Annotated in this window: 15 protein-coding genes and 1 riboswitch; of the genes, 13 read left to right on the top strand and 2 right to left on the bottom strand. The window is 46.9% G+C overall.

Features of this window, described 5'->3' with window-relative positions; all coding sequences use genetic code 11:
• Nucleotides 1-166: 166 nt before the first annotated feature.
• The 4 genes from MKY52_RS03005 to MKY52_RS02990 all read left to right on the top strand — a co-directional run bounded on the left by MKY52_RS03005 (nt 167) and on the right by MKY52_RS02990 (nt 4,354).
• Entirely contained in the window at nt 167-1,255 is a 1,089-nt protein-coding gene (locus MKY52_RS03005) for a pyridoxal phosphate-dependent aminotransferase (protein WP_341049736.1), read from the top strand.
• A gap of 645 nt (nt 1,256-1,900) precedes the next feature.
• Nucleotides 1,901-2,680: an adenosylcobinamide amidohydrolase gene (locus tag MKY52_RS03000; RefSeq protein ID WP_262495571.1), complete on the top strand. Its 780-nt coding sequence runs from the start codon at nt 1,901-1,903 to the stop codon at nt 2,678-2,680.
• Between the two features lie 49 nt (nt 2,681-2,729).
• A complete protein-coding gene (gene cbiB, locus MKY52_RS02995) occupies nt 2,730-3,689 on the top strand; it encodes an adenosylcobinamide-phosphate synthase CbiB (RefSeq protein ID WP_341049735.1) in 960 nt (319 codons plus the stop codon).
• Complete coding sequence (locus MKY52_RS02990) at nt 3,668-4,354, top strand: histidine phosphatase family protein (RefSeq protein ID WP_341049734.1); 687 nt, start codon at nt 3,668-3,670, stop codon at nt 4,352-4,354. Before cbiB ends, MKY52_RS02990 begins: the two co-directional genes overlap by 22 nt.
• A gap of 106 nt (nt 4,355-4,460) precedes the next feature.
• On the opposite strand, the gene catA is transcribed toward MKY52_RS02990, so the two are convergent.
• Nucleotides 4,461-5,120, bottom strand: coding sequence for a type A chloramphenicol O-acetyltransferase (gene catA / locus MKY52_RS02985; protein WP_341049733.1), 660 nt, complete (start codon nt 5,118-5,120; stop codon nt 4,461-4,463).
• A 177-nt stretch (nt 5,121-5,297) separates the two neighbouring features.
• Here catA and MKY52_RS02980 point away from each other — a divergent pair, with 177 nt between their 5' ends.
• The 8 genes from MKY52_RS02980 to MKY52_RS02945 all read left to right on the top strand — a co-directional run bounded on the left by MKY52_RS02980 (nt 5,298) and on the right by MKY52_RS02945 (nt 12,547).
• On the top strand, nt 5,298-5,834 hold the full coding sequence (locus MKY52_RS02980) for an AAA family ATPase (protein ID WP_341049732.1): 537 nt from the start codon (nt 5,298-5,300) through the stop codon (nt 5,832-5,834).
• 125 nt (nt 5,835-5,959) lie between these two features.
• Nucleotides 5,960-7,411, top strand: coding sequence for a MocR-like pyridoxine biosynthesis transcription factor PdxR (gene pdxR / locus MKY52_RS02975; RefSeq protein ID WP_042185623.1), 1,452 nt, complete (start codon nt 5,960-5,962; stop codon nt 7,409-7,411).
• Between the two features lie 19 nt (nt 7,412-7,430).
• Entirely contained in the window at nt 7,431-8,363 is a 933-nt protein-coding gene (locus MKY52_RS02970) for a D-alanine--D-alanine ligase (RefSeq protein WP_341053331.1), read from the top strand.
• The gene (locus MKY52_RS02965; protein WP_341049731.1) at nt 8,356-9,519 is read left to right on the top strand and encodes an aminotransferase class I/II-fold pyridoxal phosphate-dependent enzyme; all 1,164 of its coding nucleotides are present in this window, start codon (nt 8,356-8,358) and stop codon (nt 9,517-9,519) included. The genes MKY52_RS02970 and MKY52_RS02965 overlap by 8 nt, the downstream gene beginning before the upstream one ends.
• Before the next feature lie 92 nt (nt 9,520-9,611).
• The gene (gene cobT, locus MKY52_RS02960) at nt 9,612-10,673 is read left to right on the top strand and encodes a nicotinate-nucleotide--dimethylbenzimidazole phosphoribosyltransferase (protein ID WP_341049730.1); all 1,062 of its coding nucleotides are present in this window, start codon (nt 9,612-9,614) and stop codon (nt 10,671-10,673) included.
• Nucleotides 10,670-11,218, top strand: a complete 549-nt coding sequence (cobU, locus tag MKY52_RS02955) for a bifunctional adenosylcobinamide kinase/adenosylcobinamide-phosphate guanylyltransferase (RefSeq protein WP_341049728.1) — start codon at nt 10,670-10,672, stop codon at nt 11,216-11,218. The genes cobT and cobU overlap by 4 nt, the downstream gene beginning before the upstream one ends.
• The gene (cobS, locus tag MKY52_RS02950) at nt 11,215-12,030 is read left to right on the top strand and encodes an adenosylcobinamide-GDP ribazoletransferase (RefSeq protein ID WP_341049727.1); all 816 of its coding nucleotides are present in this window, start codon (nt 11,215-11,217) and stop codon (nt 12,028-12,030) included. The genes cobU and cobS overlap by 4 nt, the downstream gene beginning before the upstream one ends.
• A gap of 190 nt (nt 12,031-12,220) precedes the next feature.
• Complete coding sequence (locus tag MKY52_RS02945) at nt 12,221-12,547, top strand: YnfA family protein (RefSeq protein ID WP_042185628.1); 327 nt, start codon at nt 12,221-12,223, stop codon at nt 12,545-12,547.
• A 58-nt stretch (nt 12,548-12,605) separates the two neighbouring features.
• On the opposite strand, the gene MKY52_RS02940 is transcribed toward MKY52_RS02945, so the two are convergent.
• Nucleotides 12,606-14,294, bottom strand: coding sequence for a methyl-accepting chemotaxis protein (locus MKY52_RS02940; protein WP_341049726.1), 1,689 nt, complete (start codon nt 14,292-14,294; stop codon nt 12,606-12,608).
• Nucleotides 14,295-14,637: 343 nt separating this feature from the next.
• Nucleotides 14,638-14,683, top strand: a riboswitch (PreQ1 riboswitch).
• A gap of 10 nt (nt 14,684-14,693) precedes the next feature.
• Here MKY52_RS02940 and MKY52_RS02935 point away from each other — a divergent pair.
• On the top strand, nt 14,694-15,407 hold the full coding sequence (locus MKY52_RS02935) for a queuosine precursor transporter (protein ID WP_042185630.1): 714 nt from the start codon (nt 14,694-14,696) through the stop codon (nt 15,405-15,407).
• Nucleotides 15,408-15,502: the final 95 nt, after the last annotated feature.

The raw sequence follows: 15,502 nt of genomic DNA, 5'->3' as shown, positions 1-15,502 counted from the left end.
ACTTTATTATCTTTTGACATCTCGTAGATTTTAATGTCGATTTGAGGCAAACGGTTATTCAGGTGATTCCTTTAGTGAAGCATTGACGTATTCCCGGCAAAGACGCAATAATGGTGGCAATGAGATACATATCGAACAAGCGAAAGTGGATAAAGGGAGTGTAAATATGCTTGAAAAATACGGCCACGGCGGTGATCTGCTAACAGCTGCGGAACTTTATGAGGAGGCTGGTGGCACATTTCTTGATTTCAGTGCAAACATCAATCCTATCGGGCCTCCGCCAGCCGTCTTAGAGCTACTTAGAACAGCAATGTCTACGGTGGTTGCCTACCCTGACCCTGGACATCGACGCTTCAAAAGTCTGCTAGCAAAGGACCTTGGTATACATAGTAGTTGGTTGACAGTAGGCAACGGAGCCGCAGAATCTATGGCATTGTTGCTGCTTGCGATTGCTCCACAAAAGGTAGGTATCGTAGAACCTTGTTTTTCTGAGTACCGGCAGCTATCTGTGCAATTCGGCGCAGAAGTATTATCTGTTCAGGGGACAAAGGAACAGCACTTCCGAGCTGGAGTGAATGAGATTGCCGGGCTGCTGGAGAAGGTTGATCTGCTGTTCCTTGGACAGCCGAACAACCCTAATGGCGTTCAGTATACTGTGGATGAGCTGCGCTGTTTAGCGCAGAAGGCTGAAAGCTACGGGACGTATTTGGCTGTGGATGAAGCCTTTATTGATTTTATTCCAGAAGCAGAACGAAATACGCTTTTGCCCGATCTGGATCAGTTTCCGCATACGATTTTGGTGCGGTCGATGACGAAATTTTATGCGATTCCCGGACTGCGTCTCGGGTTTGCCATTTCGCATCCGGAGCTGGCAAAGGCGATGACCGGAAAGCAGGTTACCTGGAGCGTGAATGGTTTGGCGCTGCTGGCGGGCGAAGCCTGCCTTGAGTGTGGGCACGAGTATGGACATCGCACACGCGAACTGATCGCCACTGAACGGGAGCTGCTGCGGCAAGGCCTTATGCAGCTAGGCTGCGATGTGCCGCCAGGCGAAGCCAACTTTCTGCTCTGTGGCCTGCCTTCGCCGTGGAGTGCGGCTGAGATGCAGACCCGTCTTGGGCGTGTCGGTATACTGGTGCGCAGCTGCGCTATGTACCCCGGTCTAGGAGGCGAACATATCCGAGTAGCCGTTAAGGGACATGAGGATAATGTCCGGCTGCTAAAACAGATGAAGGAAATTCTGGCGGATAAGTGACCTGTGTAGCTTAGAGGGCAGCGGGTTTGCTGTTAAAGTGTCTGGTGTAGCGCAGGGGGATGGGAGTCTACTGTAAGTGACACTCGCGGCGTAGAGAAGGCAGGGATTCTAATGAATAAGTGACTCAAGTACCGCAGAAGTTGCGATTTGATACCGGATGGCGGGCTTCAGCTCGCATGCTTAGGGTTGTGGCAAAGTTTGGTGAGATAGCTTCTGATGGACATCCTCCAAAGTGCATTCGTTGTATTTCGTACAACAGAACTCGCTTTGCTGGCGTAGCAATTCGATTCTATAGCGCTGTGTACAATAGAAATTTGGAAAATGATGTGAATTAGGTTTTTACGTGACATTCTATTGCAAGAAATACAGCAGAATGGCTTTTGCCAGTGAATAAAGCCGAATCTGTTGTATAAAGTGCAATAGATGGGTGAGGGACGGATTTTTAGGTGGATATTGGAGTATATGTTGTAGTAGAAATCGAGTATCTGTGGAGCGGATATTGAGTATGTGTTCAGACCTGAAATTAGGGGCATGTGTTGGAGTAGATTTTAGAGCAGATAGTCATTTGCTGAAATAGAGAATTAGGTAGTTTCTAAGTGAGACTGTTGGGGAAGTACAGGCGCGACCGCGAAGCTGGTTGGATGAATGGATAAAAGTAATGTGCTGTGGAAGGAGCAAGATCGATATATGGTGCAAGTAAAGATTCCATTTAACCTCGCAGGAGGTGTAAAAGAGTACCATTCGGCCATCTGGCCAGGGCTTGCTTTACAGTGGAAGGGAAACCATCTGCTACTAGAGCTACCTGCTGAAGCAGATGGTTTATCGAGTGCGTTCTATGGTGGAGGAATGAATCGGCTAGAGAGGGCCGTCAATTTATATGTTGACCGCAATTATGAATGTAGTGATCCTGTTCAGGATATGGAGAATAAGCTCCGCGAGTGGGGTTATTCAATGTCTGGGTGTGCCGGTCTGATGACGGCTGTACCGCTAGAGCATGCAGCGGTAGCTGAGGAAGACACAGGCTCAGCGGGTATTTTTGTTTGCGTTACTGCCGCCGCAGGAAATGCTGCGCGCGCGGGTGTGGAACGCAATGTGCTGGCTGTTTATCGCCCGGGTACGATTAACATAATGCTAGGTATTGATGGCTGCCTGACACCGGCGGCCATGGTCAATGCTGTACAGACAGCTGTCGAAGCAAAAGCTGCTGCTCTGGCCGATCTCGGGATTACCGATCCCGAGAATGGGCTGATCGCTACCGGAACAACTACGGATGCGATAGTGCTCGCTGTGAGCCAAAGTGGGCGATACAAGGCAGAGCATGTTTACGCTGGAACCGCTACCGATCTTGGGGGCGCAATCGGGCGTCTTGTATATAGCGCTGTGACAGGGAGTTTGCTATCGGTTCAGGCAAGGAAGGACAGCTAATGAGAATAGGTAGCTGGAATTGCTGGAGAATGTACAGAGGTGATCGCCTGTGACAATCGCTTTAGTACTGCTTGCGGCTTATGTAATTGATCGGATCGTAGGTGATCCGCGTAGCTTGCCCCATCCCGTAATCGGTATGGGCAAAGCAATCACGGCTCTGGAGCGGGCGATCCGTCGTTTATGGTCCCACCCGCAAAGCCTGCGCAGAGCAGGGGTGTTACTTCCGCTATGTGTGGCGGGTGGTGCTTGGGCACTGACAGCCATTCTGCTATGGCTGCTGTCATATATCTCACCATGGCTCGTCTGGATAGCCGAGGCTTGGTTGATTTCAACCACGATTGCCTCCAAGGGACTAAAGGATGCAGGAATGGCGGTGTACGTGGAATTGCAGAAGGGCGATATCCCTGCTGCCCGCAAGGCGTTGGGGATGATCGTGGGGCGTGATACGACTTCGCTAGATTCCCCGGAAGTTGTGCGCGGCACAGTAGAGACTGTAGCAGAGAATATCGTCGATGCGATTATTTCTCCATTGTTTTATGCGCTCATCGGTGGCGCGCCGCTTGCTATGGCTTATCGAGCAGTAAATACACTCGATTCCATGGTGGGATATAAGAATGATAAATACCGAGCTCTCGGCTGGGCATCCGCTCGGCTTGATGATGTTGCTAACTTCATTCCAGCACGGATTACGGCATTGCTCTTGGCACTGTGTGCATGGCTGCTTCGTCTGGATTGGCGCAATTGTCTGCAAATGGTGAAGAGGGATGCGAGTCTCCATCCAAGCCCAAATAGCGGCTATCCAGAATCCGCTGTTGCGGGCGCACTTGGTATCCGTCTCGGAGGAGAGAACGTCTATCATGGTGTCGCTTCTTTCCGAGCCTATATGGGTGATCCGGTACGAGCGATGGAGCCGGACGATATTATTCAGACCTCGCGGATGATGATGCTTTCCTCTTCAATTTTTGTAGGCTTATGCGCGGTTGTGGCATGGATATGGATCGGGGGCTAATGCTAGACATGGCGTTTCCTTCTATAGAGCTAGAATTAGTACTTGTTCGCCACGGGCAAACTCAGTGGAATGCTGAGCATCGTTACTTAGGACATTCGGATCTCCCGTTGCTATCTAGTACAGTAGAGCAGCTATCTCAGCTTAAGCAGCAGTCTGAAGTATCGAATGATTTTTGGTGTGTATTTTGCAGCGATTTGCTTAGATGTCGGGAGACTCTAGCTTATATTTCTCCTTCTTTAGAGAAGGTGGCTGTCTACGATCCGCGTCTGCGCGAAATGAATTTTGGAGCTTTCGAAGGCTGTACTTATGAGGAATTAAAGGATAACTCACTGTATAGAAGCTGGATTGATAATCCTTCCACAGTTACACCACCGGATGGTGAAACATGGGCGCAGTTTGACGAACGGTTGCGTAGCTTCCTGTCAGATCTGGGGCGAGGGGCTGAGGATACATTTGTGCAGGCTGCAATTAGTGAAAAAAAGGCTGAGGTAATAACAAACAGGGTATTGGTAGTCACACATGGTGGTGTTATTCGGAATTTCCTTGCACAGTTAATTCCTGGTGTCACATTCTACAGCGCAGTTGCACCTTCTCCGGGAACAGCAATGGTACTCAGGCTATTTTGGCGGAACGGGCAATGGTCGGCAGATATTTCTGGAGATTGATGAGAAAATCAAATAAAAAAAAGGGTTCCACATATTAGTCATACCTAATATGTGGAACTCTTTATGTTTAAACTATCGTTCGCCCTCAGCAGAATAAAGTGGATAATTAGATGTTAGGTAACCATTCCTTATAGGTATTTGCACGTGACTGCAATTCATTATACAGCATGCTGGCATGGTAACCGTCGCACACGGCATGGTGGAATTGCCCCGATATTGGTAATAGTATTTTTTTGTCTTGATGAAAATATTTTCCTATAGTAAAGATGGGAAGCAGGAAGGTTCCCTCGTTATACACGTTCAGGTTAAAGCTCGTGAAGCTGACCCACGGAATACTAGAAATAGGGAAGGTGTTCGGTGGTTCGTTTGCTTTAGCGATAAATTGTTTTACGCTTCCGTACATTTTCATATCATCCAGATAACGGTTATAGAAATCATTAAACTTTTCACTGTACGAAGTCCAGATGCTTGAAAAAGTCTTATCATCATCATGGAAAATTGTAAAACTAGGTGATAAGCTATCCCAATAACCTAATCTACCTTCAGAATCAAAGCATGTGCGGAATTCACTATGACGGTTCACCACCGTAGTTATCATGTGGATTAGTGCTGGGTACAGCTTAATTCCCTTATGCTTAAGCTCTGACAGTAGAAGGGTGATATCAATATTTGCGGTCATGCTATAGGTGCATCTGACATTGTTTAAATAATGTTCAAAATAGGGTTTTCTATTCCAGTTATCAATGACAATCGGGTTAAAAATCATTTATTATGACCTCCTAAAATTATTTCGTTTTTCATTTTAGGAGGTCTGCTGGACTGATTTCACCATAACCTTATCACAATCCTTTGAGAAAGTATTTTGTAACGATGAGTATACCATCATCATCGCCGTAATTAAAAATATATTTACTAGATCAAGTGGAAGGAAGATGCATTTATAATGCTGAGTGAAAAGTTGGTTATTGAAAAATTGCTTCAGCAAAAGCGTACGAGTGTTGCTTCCATCGTAGTGATGATGTGCGGTGTAGCGGGGTCGGGTAAAACAACCTTTGCTAAAAAGCTGGAGAAAGAGGGATTCGCCAGACTTTCGATAGATGAAGATATTTGGGCCACGCACGGACGTTTCGGGGTGGATTATCCAGAGCAGAATTATGAGTCCTATAAAGAAGAGTCGGAGATGAAGCTGCGGGGGGAGCTGGTGAATCTGCTTCAGGCAAAACATCATGTTGTCATCGATTTCAGCTTCTGGCAACGTCAGAGACGGAACGATTATAAGCAGTTAATTGAAGAGCATGGCGGCGATTGGGAGCTGATTCACTTAAAAATTCAGCCAGATGAATTGCGTCAGCGACTGCTTATCCGGAGTGAACGTTTTGACGCAAATGCCGCATTTCCGATTACTGAGGACATACTAACCCGGTTTTTAAATGGTTTTGAGATCCCTGCTGGAGAAGGGGAGCTTGTGATCGAAGCATAGATCTATAACTTGATTTTTTGGGCATTTGTCCTCTTATAGAACCACAGCCGGATTAAAATCCCATGGCTGTGGTTCTTTTTTTAAGCGAGTGATTGTGCCATGATAGTCATGGGGGCGATTGAGAGATGTTTAAGGATTTTAAGCTCATAGCCGGACGGCCGGTGTATATACAAATTAAAGACTATATGAAGCACTTAATCATAAAAGGCGGTCTGCAAGGCAATCAAAAGCTGCCCTCCACACGAGAACTCAGCACATTGCTTAAGGTTAGCCGCAACTCCGTAATCTCTGCTTATGCAGAGCTTGAGGATGATGGATTCGCGTATGCCGTGCAGGGTCAGGGAAGTTATGTGGCACCTACACCTCCCGGCAGTGAAACAATCTCTTCCTGGACGATGGACTGGAAGACGCGTATCAATGATCATGCGCGGCTGGCGGAGGATCTGGATATCATGAAGCGCGGCATACGAGCGGAGAAGGGGACGATCTCCTTCACGAGCATCGCACCTGATGAGAGTCTTTTTGATCTAGATAATGTGAAACGCTCCTTTATGGATCGTATGTCGGTGGAAGGCAACGTCTTACTAAATTATGGATATGCCAAAGGGTATAAGCCTTTAATAGACTATTTGAAGCAGTACATGGAGCACAAAGGCGTTGAAATGAAAGGCAAGGATATATTGATCACCAATGGCTTTACAGAGGGATTCGATATTGTATTGTCTGCACTTAGCAAAAAGAATGGTTCGGTCATCTGTGAGAATCCAACGCATCATACGGCGATCAAAAATCTGAAGCTGAATGGCTTTGAGATCACCGGGATTCCTATGGAGCGTGATGGGATTGATCTGGTTGAGCTGGAGAAGGCATTGCAGGAGCAAGCTTTTGACTGTGCCTACTTTGTCCCCTCTTATCATAATCCGACCGGCATTGTAATGTCTCCCGAGAAAAGACAGAGGCTAATGAAGCTGATGAATCGGTACCAAATACCAGTGATCGAGGATGGTTTTAACGAGGAGTTACGCTATTCGGGCTCACACGTGGCTCCACTTATCGCAGCAGCAGGGAGCGGCAACAGCGTGATCTATCTAGGTAGCTTCTCAAAGGTATTATTTCCGGGACTACGCGTAGGCTGGGTGCTGGCAGATCAGGAGCTGATCTATTCTCTCGAAAGCGTCAAGCGCGCACGTACCATTCATACCTCGACGCTGGATCAATCCATTTTGTATCAGTACTTATTAGGTGGCCATTTAGAGAAGTATTTGAAAAAAGCCAGAGCGGAATATAAACGAAAATATGAATTAACCCTGCAATGCTGTAAGGAGTTTATTCCTTATACGGCGTTATCAGGGGATGGCGGATTGCATCTTTTTGTAACCTTTGCGGAGGGTTTTAATACAAGGACGCTGCTAGCGGCCTGTCATGAACAAGGGGTTATTTTTACAGCAGGAGATATATTCTTCACAGACGGTAAAGGTCAAAATACGATACGGATCGGTTTCTCCAGAGTGACGGATGAGGATATCCGCAAGGGGATCGAGATTATTGGCAGAACAGCACGACAACTAATGGGATAAAGAGGTGCTTGAGATGAAGATGAAGGTAGGCGTAATTATGGGCGGGGTGTCCTCAGAGTATGAGGTATCCATGAATAGCGGTAGAGAGATTTTGAAGAATCTAGATCCCAATAAATATGAGGTTACTCCAATAGTGATCACCAAGCGTGAAGAGCTCATTGAGCAGGCAAAAGGAATCGATATCGCGCTGCTTGCGCTCCACGGAGCTTACGGAGAGGACGGTACGGTTCAGGGGACGCTGGAGACGATGGGGATTCCTTATACGGGTAGTGGCGTTTTGTCTAGCAGCATTTGTATGGATAAAGATCTTTCCAAAAAGCTTATGCGCTGCTCAGGCGTCAATACGGCGGATTGGCTGTGCTGGGATAGTATGAAGGATTATTCTCAAGAAGCCGTAGAGCGGATTGGATATCCTGTTATGGTGAAGCCATGTTCAGGCGGTTCGAGTATCGGTATGGAAAAGGTGAGCAGTAGCGAGGAGCTGTTGAGCGCAGTAGAGAAGGCTTTTGCTTGTGATCAGTCGATTCTGATCGAGAGCTACATTCAAGGCCAGGAAATCACTTGCTCTATTCTAAATGGAGAGATGCTGCCCGTTTTGGGAATCACCTCGTCGCATGCGGAGTGGTTCGATTACAGTGCGAAATACGAAGATGGCGGGGCAGACGAACGGGTCATTGATCTACCAGCTGAGGTGTATGAGCGAGTACGTGATGCAGCCTTAACTTGCTACAAAACACTAAAATGCAGCGTGTACGCAAGGGTGGATATGCTCATTAAGGATGGTATTCCATATGTGCTGGAGGTGAACACATTACCGGGCATGACGAAGGCGAGTCTTTTACCAAAAAGCGCGCAAGCGGCAGGTTACACCTTCAGCGGACTGCTGGACGAGATCATTTCCCTTTCCCTTACAGAAAAGAGTCCGAAAGAAGAGGTGCTCAGTCATGCATAATGAATGGATTACTCCGCGTGTACGGGAGATTGCTCCCTCGGGGATTCGGGCTTTTTTTGACCTAAGTACAGGGAATCAGGATATTATATCGCTTGGTGTAGGCGAGCCTGATTTCGTTACACCGGAGCATGTAAGAGCTGCCTGTATTCGTGCTTTGAATAATGGGGAGACGATGTACACACCAAATTCCGGCTTGTTGGAGCTTAGAGAAGAGATCGCCTCTTATCTGCACGCAAGCTTCAATCTCCGCTATGAGCCAACTAACGAGATTATGGTTACAGTGGGGAGCAGTGAAGCTGTGGATTTGGCTCTGCGGGCCTTTATTACACCCGGGGATGAGATTATCGTCCCTTCTCCGAGCTATATTGCGTATTCGCCGATTACTCATTTGAACGGTGGAGTTACGGTAGAGGTCGAATCTTCAGCTGAGCAGGGTTTTAAGCTTACTCCTGAAGCGTTGCGGCAGGTGATTACCCCGCGTTCCAAGATTCTTATGGTTAATTTTCCGACTAATCCTACAGGAGCAGTAATGACTTACGAGGATTGGCTACCGATTGCACAGATTGTCAAAGAGAATAACTTACTTGTCATTTCAGATGAAATCTATGCCGAGCTAACCTATGATAGTCAGCATGTCAGTATTGCCTCCCTTCCTGGGATGTTGGAACGAACGATTGTCATTAGTGGCTTCTCCAAAGCTTTTGCGATGACTGGCTGGAGAGTGGGTTATGCTTGTGGTGATCAGGAATTAATTGCTGCGATGCTCAAAATCCATCAGTATACTGCGATGTGTGCTCCGATACTAGGTCAAATCGCTGCCATTGAATCACTGCGGAACGGTATGGAGCATAAGGACCACATGAAACGATGCTTTGATGAGCGAAGAAGGCTGCTGGTTAGTGGATTTCGATCTATTGGTTTACCTTGCCACGAGCCGGAGGGTGCATTTTATGTCTTTCCTTCCATCGCTAATACCGGAATGAAGTCAGAGGATTTCGCTTTGCAGCTGCTCAAGGAGGTTGGTGTTGCTGCGGTTCCTGGGCATGTGTTTGGAGCGGGTGGAGAAGGGTATATTCGCTGCTCTTATGCAGCATCCCTACAAAAATTGACGGAAGCGCTGGAGAGAATCGAAGGATTTATGAAAGTGAAGTTGTAATTCTAGTGGTCCCCATCTATCATAGATGGGGGCTTTTCTGTGTAGATAAGATAGAATAGGTTATACGGATATCTTTAATTGGAGGTTAAAATATGATTTCATCTATTCAAGAAGTAATTAAACGAATCACACCGGCTGATGAACAGTCTTTCCTAAAAGCGGAGCACCGCCTGAACATTCTAACCAAACCGCCAGGCAGCCTGGGACAATTGGAGACTTTGGCCGTTAAGCTCGCCGGAATTTCGGGTACGGAGCAGCCTAGTTTCACCAAACGAACGGTAGTTGTGATGGCTGCCGATCACGGTGTATGCTGCGAGGGAGTTAGTGCATTTCCACAGGAAGTCACAATGCAGATGGCCTATAATTTTCTCAGCGGAGGAGCGGCTGTGAATGTACTGGCACGCCAAGCTGGGGCTGAGGTGAAGTTCGTAGATATTGGTGTTAACGGCGATCTTAGTCATGAAAATCTGATTGATCGTAAAGTGCGCCGAGGAACGGATAATATAGCCGTGGGACCTGCGATGAGTCGTGAGGAAGCGATGAGTGCTGTGCTTGTAGGTATAAGAATCGCACAAGAAGCGATTGAGAACGGGACGGAGATTTTTATTACAGGTGAAATGGGCATTGGGAATACAACGGCTAGCGCAGCCATTCTGTGTGCTCTAAAAGGAATACCACCTGAAGTAGCCGTTGGAAGAGGAACGGGAATTGATGATGAACGTCTACTACATAAGATTGCAGTTGTGGAACGCGCTTTAAAGGTGAATCAACCAAATCCGGCAGATCCGCTGGATGTATTGTCCAAAGTAGGGGGACTGGAAATCGCCGGTTTGACGGGTCTGATTCTTGGCGCAGCTGCTGCCAGGGTACCTGTCATTTTGGATGGTTTTATTTCGGGCGCGGCAGCTCTTGTGGCGAAGGCGCTTGCACCAGAATCCATTGCTTATATGATAGGCTCCCATCTATCAGGAGAACAAGGACATAAGCTGATGCTTGAGCAGCTTGGTCTTGAACCGTTGTTTAACCTGGGTCTTCGTTTGGGTGAAGGAACTGGAGGCGTATTGTCCCTTCATTTAATAGAGGCGATATGCCGCATTTTGAGTGAAATGGCCACCTTTGAAAATGCAGGCATCTCTGGAGCTGGGAAACAATGAGTATTCTTGTAACGGGAGGTGTGCGTAGCGGGAAAAGTAGTTTTGCAGAAAAATTGATGTCGTCACTGGCAGATCAGGCCTTCTATGTTGCAACCGGACAAGCATTTGATGATGAAATGAATGAACGGATTGCACTGCATCAGCAACAGCGCTCGCAAAGCGGATATGCTTGGGAGACATTAGAGGAGCCTTATGATTTGCCAGATCTTCTTAAGCGTTTATCTGGTGAAAAGGCGGTTCTCGTAGATTGTCTAACGTTATGGTTATCGAATGTACTGCTAGCCATGGAAGGATTTACGGATAGGCAAGAGTTGATTGAGAGCGAGATTACAAGACTTGAAGACAGTGTACGCACATTTCAAGGAAACCTCATTTTGGTCACTAATGAGGTTGGAGACGGTATTGTTCCGGAGTATGCGCTTGGCCGATTGTACCGTGATCTGGCAGGACGTATGAACGCGCTGCTTGCTCGGCAATGCGAGCAGGTTTTTTTAGTGACTGCAGGCATTCCAATTGAACTCAAGAGCAGGGAGTATCGTTTATGAGGGAGCGCAGGGATGCTGCCGCGGCTGCCTTTCAGTTTTTGTCCCGGTTTCCTGTAAAGAGTGACCCTGGATTTTCTCCTGAGCTGCTGCACCGAAGTGTGCTGTTCTATCCCGTGGTGGGTGCAGCTATCGGACTTTGTGTAGCTGCTGGAGCAGCTTTGACGGGTTGGATTTTACCAGCTTGGCCAGCCGCTGTCATTACTCTCATTCTATGGGTAGGACTCACCGGAGGTCTGCACCTCGATGGCTGGATGGACAGTGCGGATGGTCTGCTAAGCTACCGACCGAGGGAACGGATCCTGGAGATTATGAAGGACAGCCGTGTGGGTGCGATGGGTGTGCTCGCCTGCGTGCTGCTCTTGCTGTTAAAGGCCTCTTTAGTGGCAGCATTAATCGAAGGCTACGCCTATTACGAGCTGCCACTGCTCTTGCTGCCAGCGATCTGGAGCCGCTGGTATATGGTGCGGGCAATGGTGCGTTATCCCATTGCCCGCGGGAACGAGGGGCTGGCCGCGAGCTTCGCCGGCCTCGCTCCCTCGCATGAGCGGCGCGCGCTGGCGATAGCCGCGCTGCTCTCGCTTGCCGCAGCCGGTGCGCCTCTGGCGCTCGGCGCGGGCATAGCCGCGTGGCCGCTGCATCTGGCGGCAGCGTTACTGCTGCCGGCTGCGGCCTTGGCCAGCGGCACCGTTGCTGCGCGGCGGATTAGCAGCCGGCTCGGCGGGCTCACCGGCGATGTGTATGGCGCGCTGAATGAGCTGCTAGAGGCTGTGCTCCTACTAGTATTAGTGCTGCTCCAGCACAATTTCATGTGAGTGGCTCCTGCGGGTGACGCATAGTAGCCAGCTGGTTCAATCTGGTTTTATCCTCTTTTGATGCCTGTGGTTCCAGCTGTTTTGTGGCCTAGATTCTTGCTTGTACACATACTTGCTAACCGTGATGACGTTGTATCATATTTTGCGAATCATTTGATATTTTTAGAGTTCAATAGGAAAGAGGGATGACATGGTTGCTGCCATACTACTATTTGTAATTGCCGGCCTTGCTGAGATCGGAGGCGGATACTTAGTATGGTTATGGCTAAGAGAATCAAGACCTCTCTGGTACGGTTTGGTAGGTTCTTTGATTCTAATAAGCTATGGCATTATTCCTACGTTGCAGAAGTTTCCATCCTTCGGAAGAGTGTATGCAGCTTACGGCGGGGTGTTTATCGTGCTCGCTGTGTTATGGGGCTGGCTAGTAGACAAGAAAACACCCGATGTATATGACTGGGTTGGTGCTGTTATTTGTGTGATCGGCGTTTCAGTCATTCTTTGGGCGCCAAGACACTAACAAAACAACCCGTTCAACACTTTCGTGTGAACGGGTTGTTTTTATTTAAGCCTAAGCTTTAGATCTTAAATTGTTGCACAGCTTCCTGAAGCTTCTTAGCCTGCTCATATAGATGCTGCACGGTTACTGCATGTCCTTCAAGCTCTATACGTTGGCGCTCGGAGTTCTCGGATAGTGTGTCCGCACTTTCTTGGGATCTTGAAGTGATTTGTGCGGTTTCCTCAACGGAAGCACTAACTTCTTCTGTACTTGCTGAGATTTGCTGCGTCGCCGCAGATACGGATTGAATATTCTGATTGATGCTTTGGATCAGAATCAGAAGGTGATTGAAGGCATCGCCCGCTTCTGCCACCTTGCCTACCCCGGAGGCTACCTCAGAATTCACATGGTTCATCTCAGTAACGGAGCGATTCATATCTTCCTGAAGTCCGAGTAGGAAATCACGAATCTGCTCATTCGCATTACGGGATTGTTCGGAAAGCTTGCGTACTTCTCCGGCAACCACGGCAAAGCCGCGTCCATGTTCTCCTGCACGTGCTGCTTCGATCGAAGCATTGAGCGACAGCATTTGGATTTGCTTCGTAATTTCAGTAATGCTATGAACGACTTCTCCGATCATTACTGAACGTTCATTCATAACTTGTAATTGCTCCAGCGACTGCAGGGAGGCACGTTCAACATGGCGCATTTGCAGAACGGCACTTTGGGCAATCTCATTACCGCCAATCGCTTCAGCGGAAGCTTCACTGATCTGCTCAGTGACTTCGGTGGCTGCTGAAGCAATATGCTGAATACCGAAATTGATTTCTTCCATAGCTTTTGAATTATCTAGAGCGCTGCTCGCGATGGTCGTACTACCTTTGCCAATTTCTACAACAGATGTACTAGAGTGGTCTGCCATTTCATTTAGGACCTCAACACGTTCTCTTAAAGAATTGGAATCGGTGACCACAGTATTTGAGGTGACGAGTACATGTCCAATCATTTCTTTTAGGCGCACGGTCATCGCTTGGAAGCTTCTGGACAGTTGAGCTACCTCATCACTGCCCTTAACCGTTAATTCCTCTGTGAAATCTCCCTCTGCAAGACGGGCACTGTAAGCTGCAAGCTTTGAGATAGGACGAGTAATCCGCATACTCATAAACCAGGCACCAGTTGAGCCTATGATCAGCGTTAGCAGAGTGATCCCGGCGCTGGTCCACAGAATACTGTCTGTTTTTTCTTGAATAAAGCTTACATCACTGCTGATTCCGATAACCATCGTACTTCCGGGAATTCCGATATAAGCTGACTTATGTACACCATGCGAGTCCTTGTATGTATCGCTTAGTCCACTCTTTCCTTTAAGAGCTTGCTGCATTGCAGAGGTTACCTTAACAATTTCCTCCGGCTTTAATTTTGCATCATGATCTACGGACAGAACCTCAGCTTCCTTGCCTTTTAGATTGAGTAGAAAAATAGTCTCAACCCCATGCTGCTTTCTCTTATCCTGAAAATAGAATTCAAGATTGGTGGCTGCTTGTTCGTTCTTCTTTAGTGCTTGCTGAGCATGCATTGTATTTATATTCTTATATACGTCCTGAGCAGCTGCAGTTAGAATTTGATTGATTTGTGGCATGACATAGCTGTTGAAAATACTGGTGGATATAAAGTAGAAGCTGGTACTTAACAAAAGAGACGTGAGTAATAGAACTACAAATAATAAACGCGTAAATCTGCGACTGATCGACTGCTTGAAACGAAACATATTGTTCTCCCCCTTTTTATGGGCAGCGAAGCCCCATTTCTTTATATCCCTACCGACTGCTAGTGACTGGCAACCTGCAATATATTCCATAGTTATGTAATATATCAACTAAATGGATCGGGAATGAAGTGTTTGATACTATTCTATAGAATTAACCTCTGGATGAATAGTGAAAGTTTTAGTTTATATAGCATATTTTTCTGAAAAAGATGAATTATTACTGACACTTTTATTTTTAGTTAATAAAAATGGGTATAAATACCCATTTCATAAATTGTTTATTTTTATGGATTGTTTGACGACAGTGTGATAGAGTATTAATGTTTTGTTCCAAAACTTAATGTAAGCCGCGGTTCGTAACCATCCCGCGTAAACAAAACTAGGAGGAGTTTAAGCAATATGTTTAATTTGATGTGGGGAGTTTTATTTGTTATTGTCAATTTTGCTTTTTTTCTACTCTGTTACCGCCTGTTCGGCAAAAGTGGAATGTATGCCTGGGTAGGTATCGCTACTGTAATTGCAAACATTCAGGTAGCTAAGACGATTGCTATGCCATTTGATATCGTGATGACACTCGGAAATACGATGTATGTCACTTTATATATGACCAGCGATTTGCTTAATGAGAAGTATGGAAGAGCAGAAGCACGTAAAGCGGTTTGGTTTGGCTTCTTCACCTTGCTTATGACGACAGTCATTATGCAGATGGTACTAGTATTTAAGCCGCAAGAGACCGATATTGCTCAGTCTTCTTTGGAGACGATCTTTGGTCTGATGCCTCGACTAGCGTTGGGTAGTCTAACTGCTTACTTCATTAGTCAGTTCTTAGACGTTCGGTTGTACTCCTGGATTCGCAAATATTACAGCACCTCAAGTCAGTTGTGGATTCGTTCCAATGGCAGTACGATGGTTAGCTCCTTTGTGGATACACTAATCTTCTGCACCATTGCATTTGCTGGGTTGTATAACTGGAGTGTGTGGTTTGAAATTTTGCTTACAACGTATCTAGCGAAATTCTTACTAACCGCAGTAAGCACACCTATCTTATATATCGCCCGAACTTTTACTTTTGCTGAAGATGGAATACCATCATCCGCTCATAAGAAGGAATAAACAACAATACAGCCAGCGCGTACCGATCATAATCGATGCGCGCTGTTTGATTTTTCCAGTCGTAAGAGGGCTCAATCGTTCCATATAAATATGTA

The organism is Paenibacillus sp. FSL P4-0184, assembly GCF_038004625.1.
Lineage (GTDB): Bacteria > Bacillota > Bacilli > Paenibacillales > Paenibacillaceae > Paenibacillus_AQ.
Note: the sequence above shows the minus strand (reverse complement) of the source record. Positions and strands in the feature narration are given on the sequence as shown.

Bases quoted from the DNA above. Each gene is read 5' to 3' on its own strand.
- MKY52_RS03005 (WP_341049736.1), top strand. From the start codon at position 167: ATGCTTGAAAAATACGGCCACGGCGGTGATCTGCTAACAGCTGCGGAA.
- MKY52_RS03000 (WP_262495571.1), top strand. From the start codon at position 1,901: ATGGATAAAAGTAATGTGCTGTGGAAGGAGCAAGATCGATATATGGTG.
- MKY52_RS02990 (WP_341049734.1), top strand. From the start codon at position 3,668: ATGGATATGGATCGGGGGCTAATGCTAGACATGGCGTTTCCTTCTATA.
- catA (WP_341049733.1), bottom strand. From the start codon at position 5,120: ATGATTTTTAACCCGATTGTCATTGATAACTGGAATAGAAAACCCTAT.
- MKY52_RS02980 (WP_341049732.1), top strand. From the start codon at position 5,298: ATGCTGAGTGAAAAGTTGGTTATTGAAAAATTGCTTCAGCAAAAGCGT.
- pdxR (WP_042185623.1), top strand. From the start codon at position 5,960: ATGTTTAAGGATTTTAAGCTCATAGCCGGACGGCCGGTGTATATACAA.
- MKY52_RS02970 (WP_341053331.1), top strand. From the start codon at position 7,431: ATGAAGGTAGGCGTAATTATGGGCGGGGTGTCCTCAGAGTATGAGGTA.
- MKY52_RS02965 (WP_341049731.1), top strand. From the start codon at position 8,356: ATGCATAATGAATGGATTACTCCGCGTGTACGGGAGATTGCTCCCTCG.
- cobT (WP_341049730.1), top strand. From the start codon at position 9,612: ATGATTTCATCTATTCAAGAAGTAATTAAACGAATCACACCGGCTGAT.
- cobU (WP_341049728.1), top strand. From the start codon at position 10,670: ATGAGTATTCTTGTAACGGGAGGTGTGCGTAGCGGGAAAAGTAGTTTT.
- cobS (WP_341049727.1), top strand. From the start codon at position 11,215: ATGAGGGAGCGCAGGGATGCTGCCGCGGCTGCCTTTCAGTTTTTGTCC.
- MKY52_RS02945 (WP_042185628.1), top strand. From the start codon at position 12,221: ATGGTTGCTGCCATACTACTATTTGTAATTGCCGGCCTTGCTGAGATC.
- MKY52_RS02940 (WP_341049726.1), bottom strand. From the start codon at position 14,294: ATGTTTCGTTTCAAGCAGTCGATCAGTCGCAGATTTACGCGTTTATTA.
- MKY52_RS02935 (WP_042185630.1), top strand. From the start codon at position 14,694: ATGTTTAATTTGATGTGGGGAGTTTTATTTGTTATTGTCAATTTTGCT.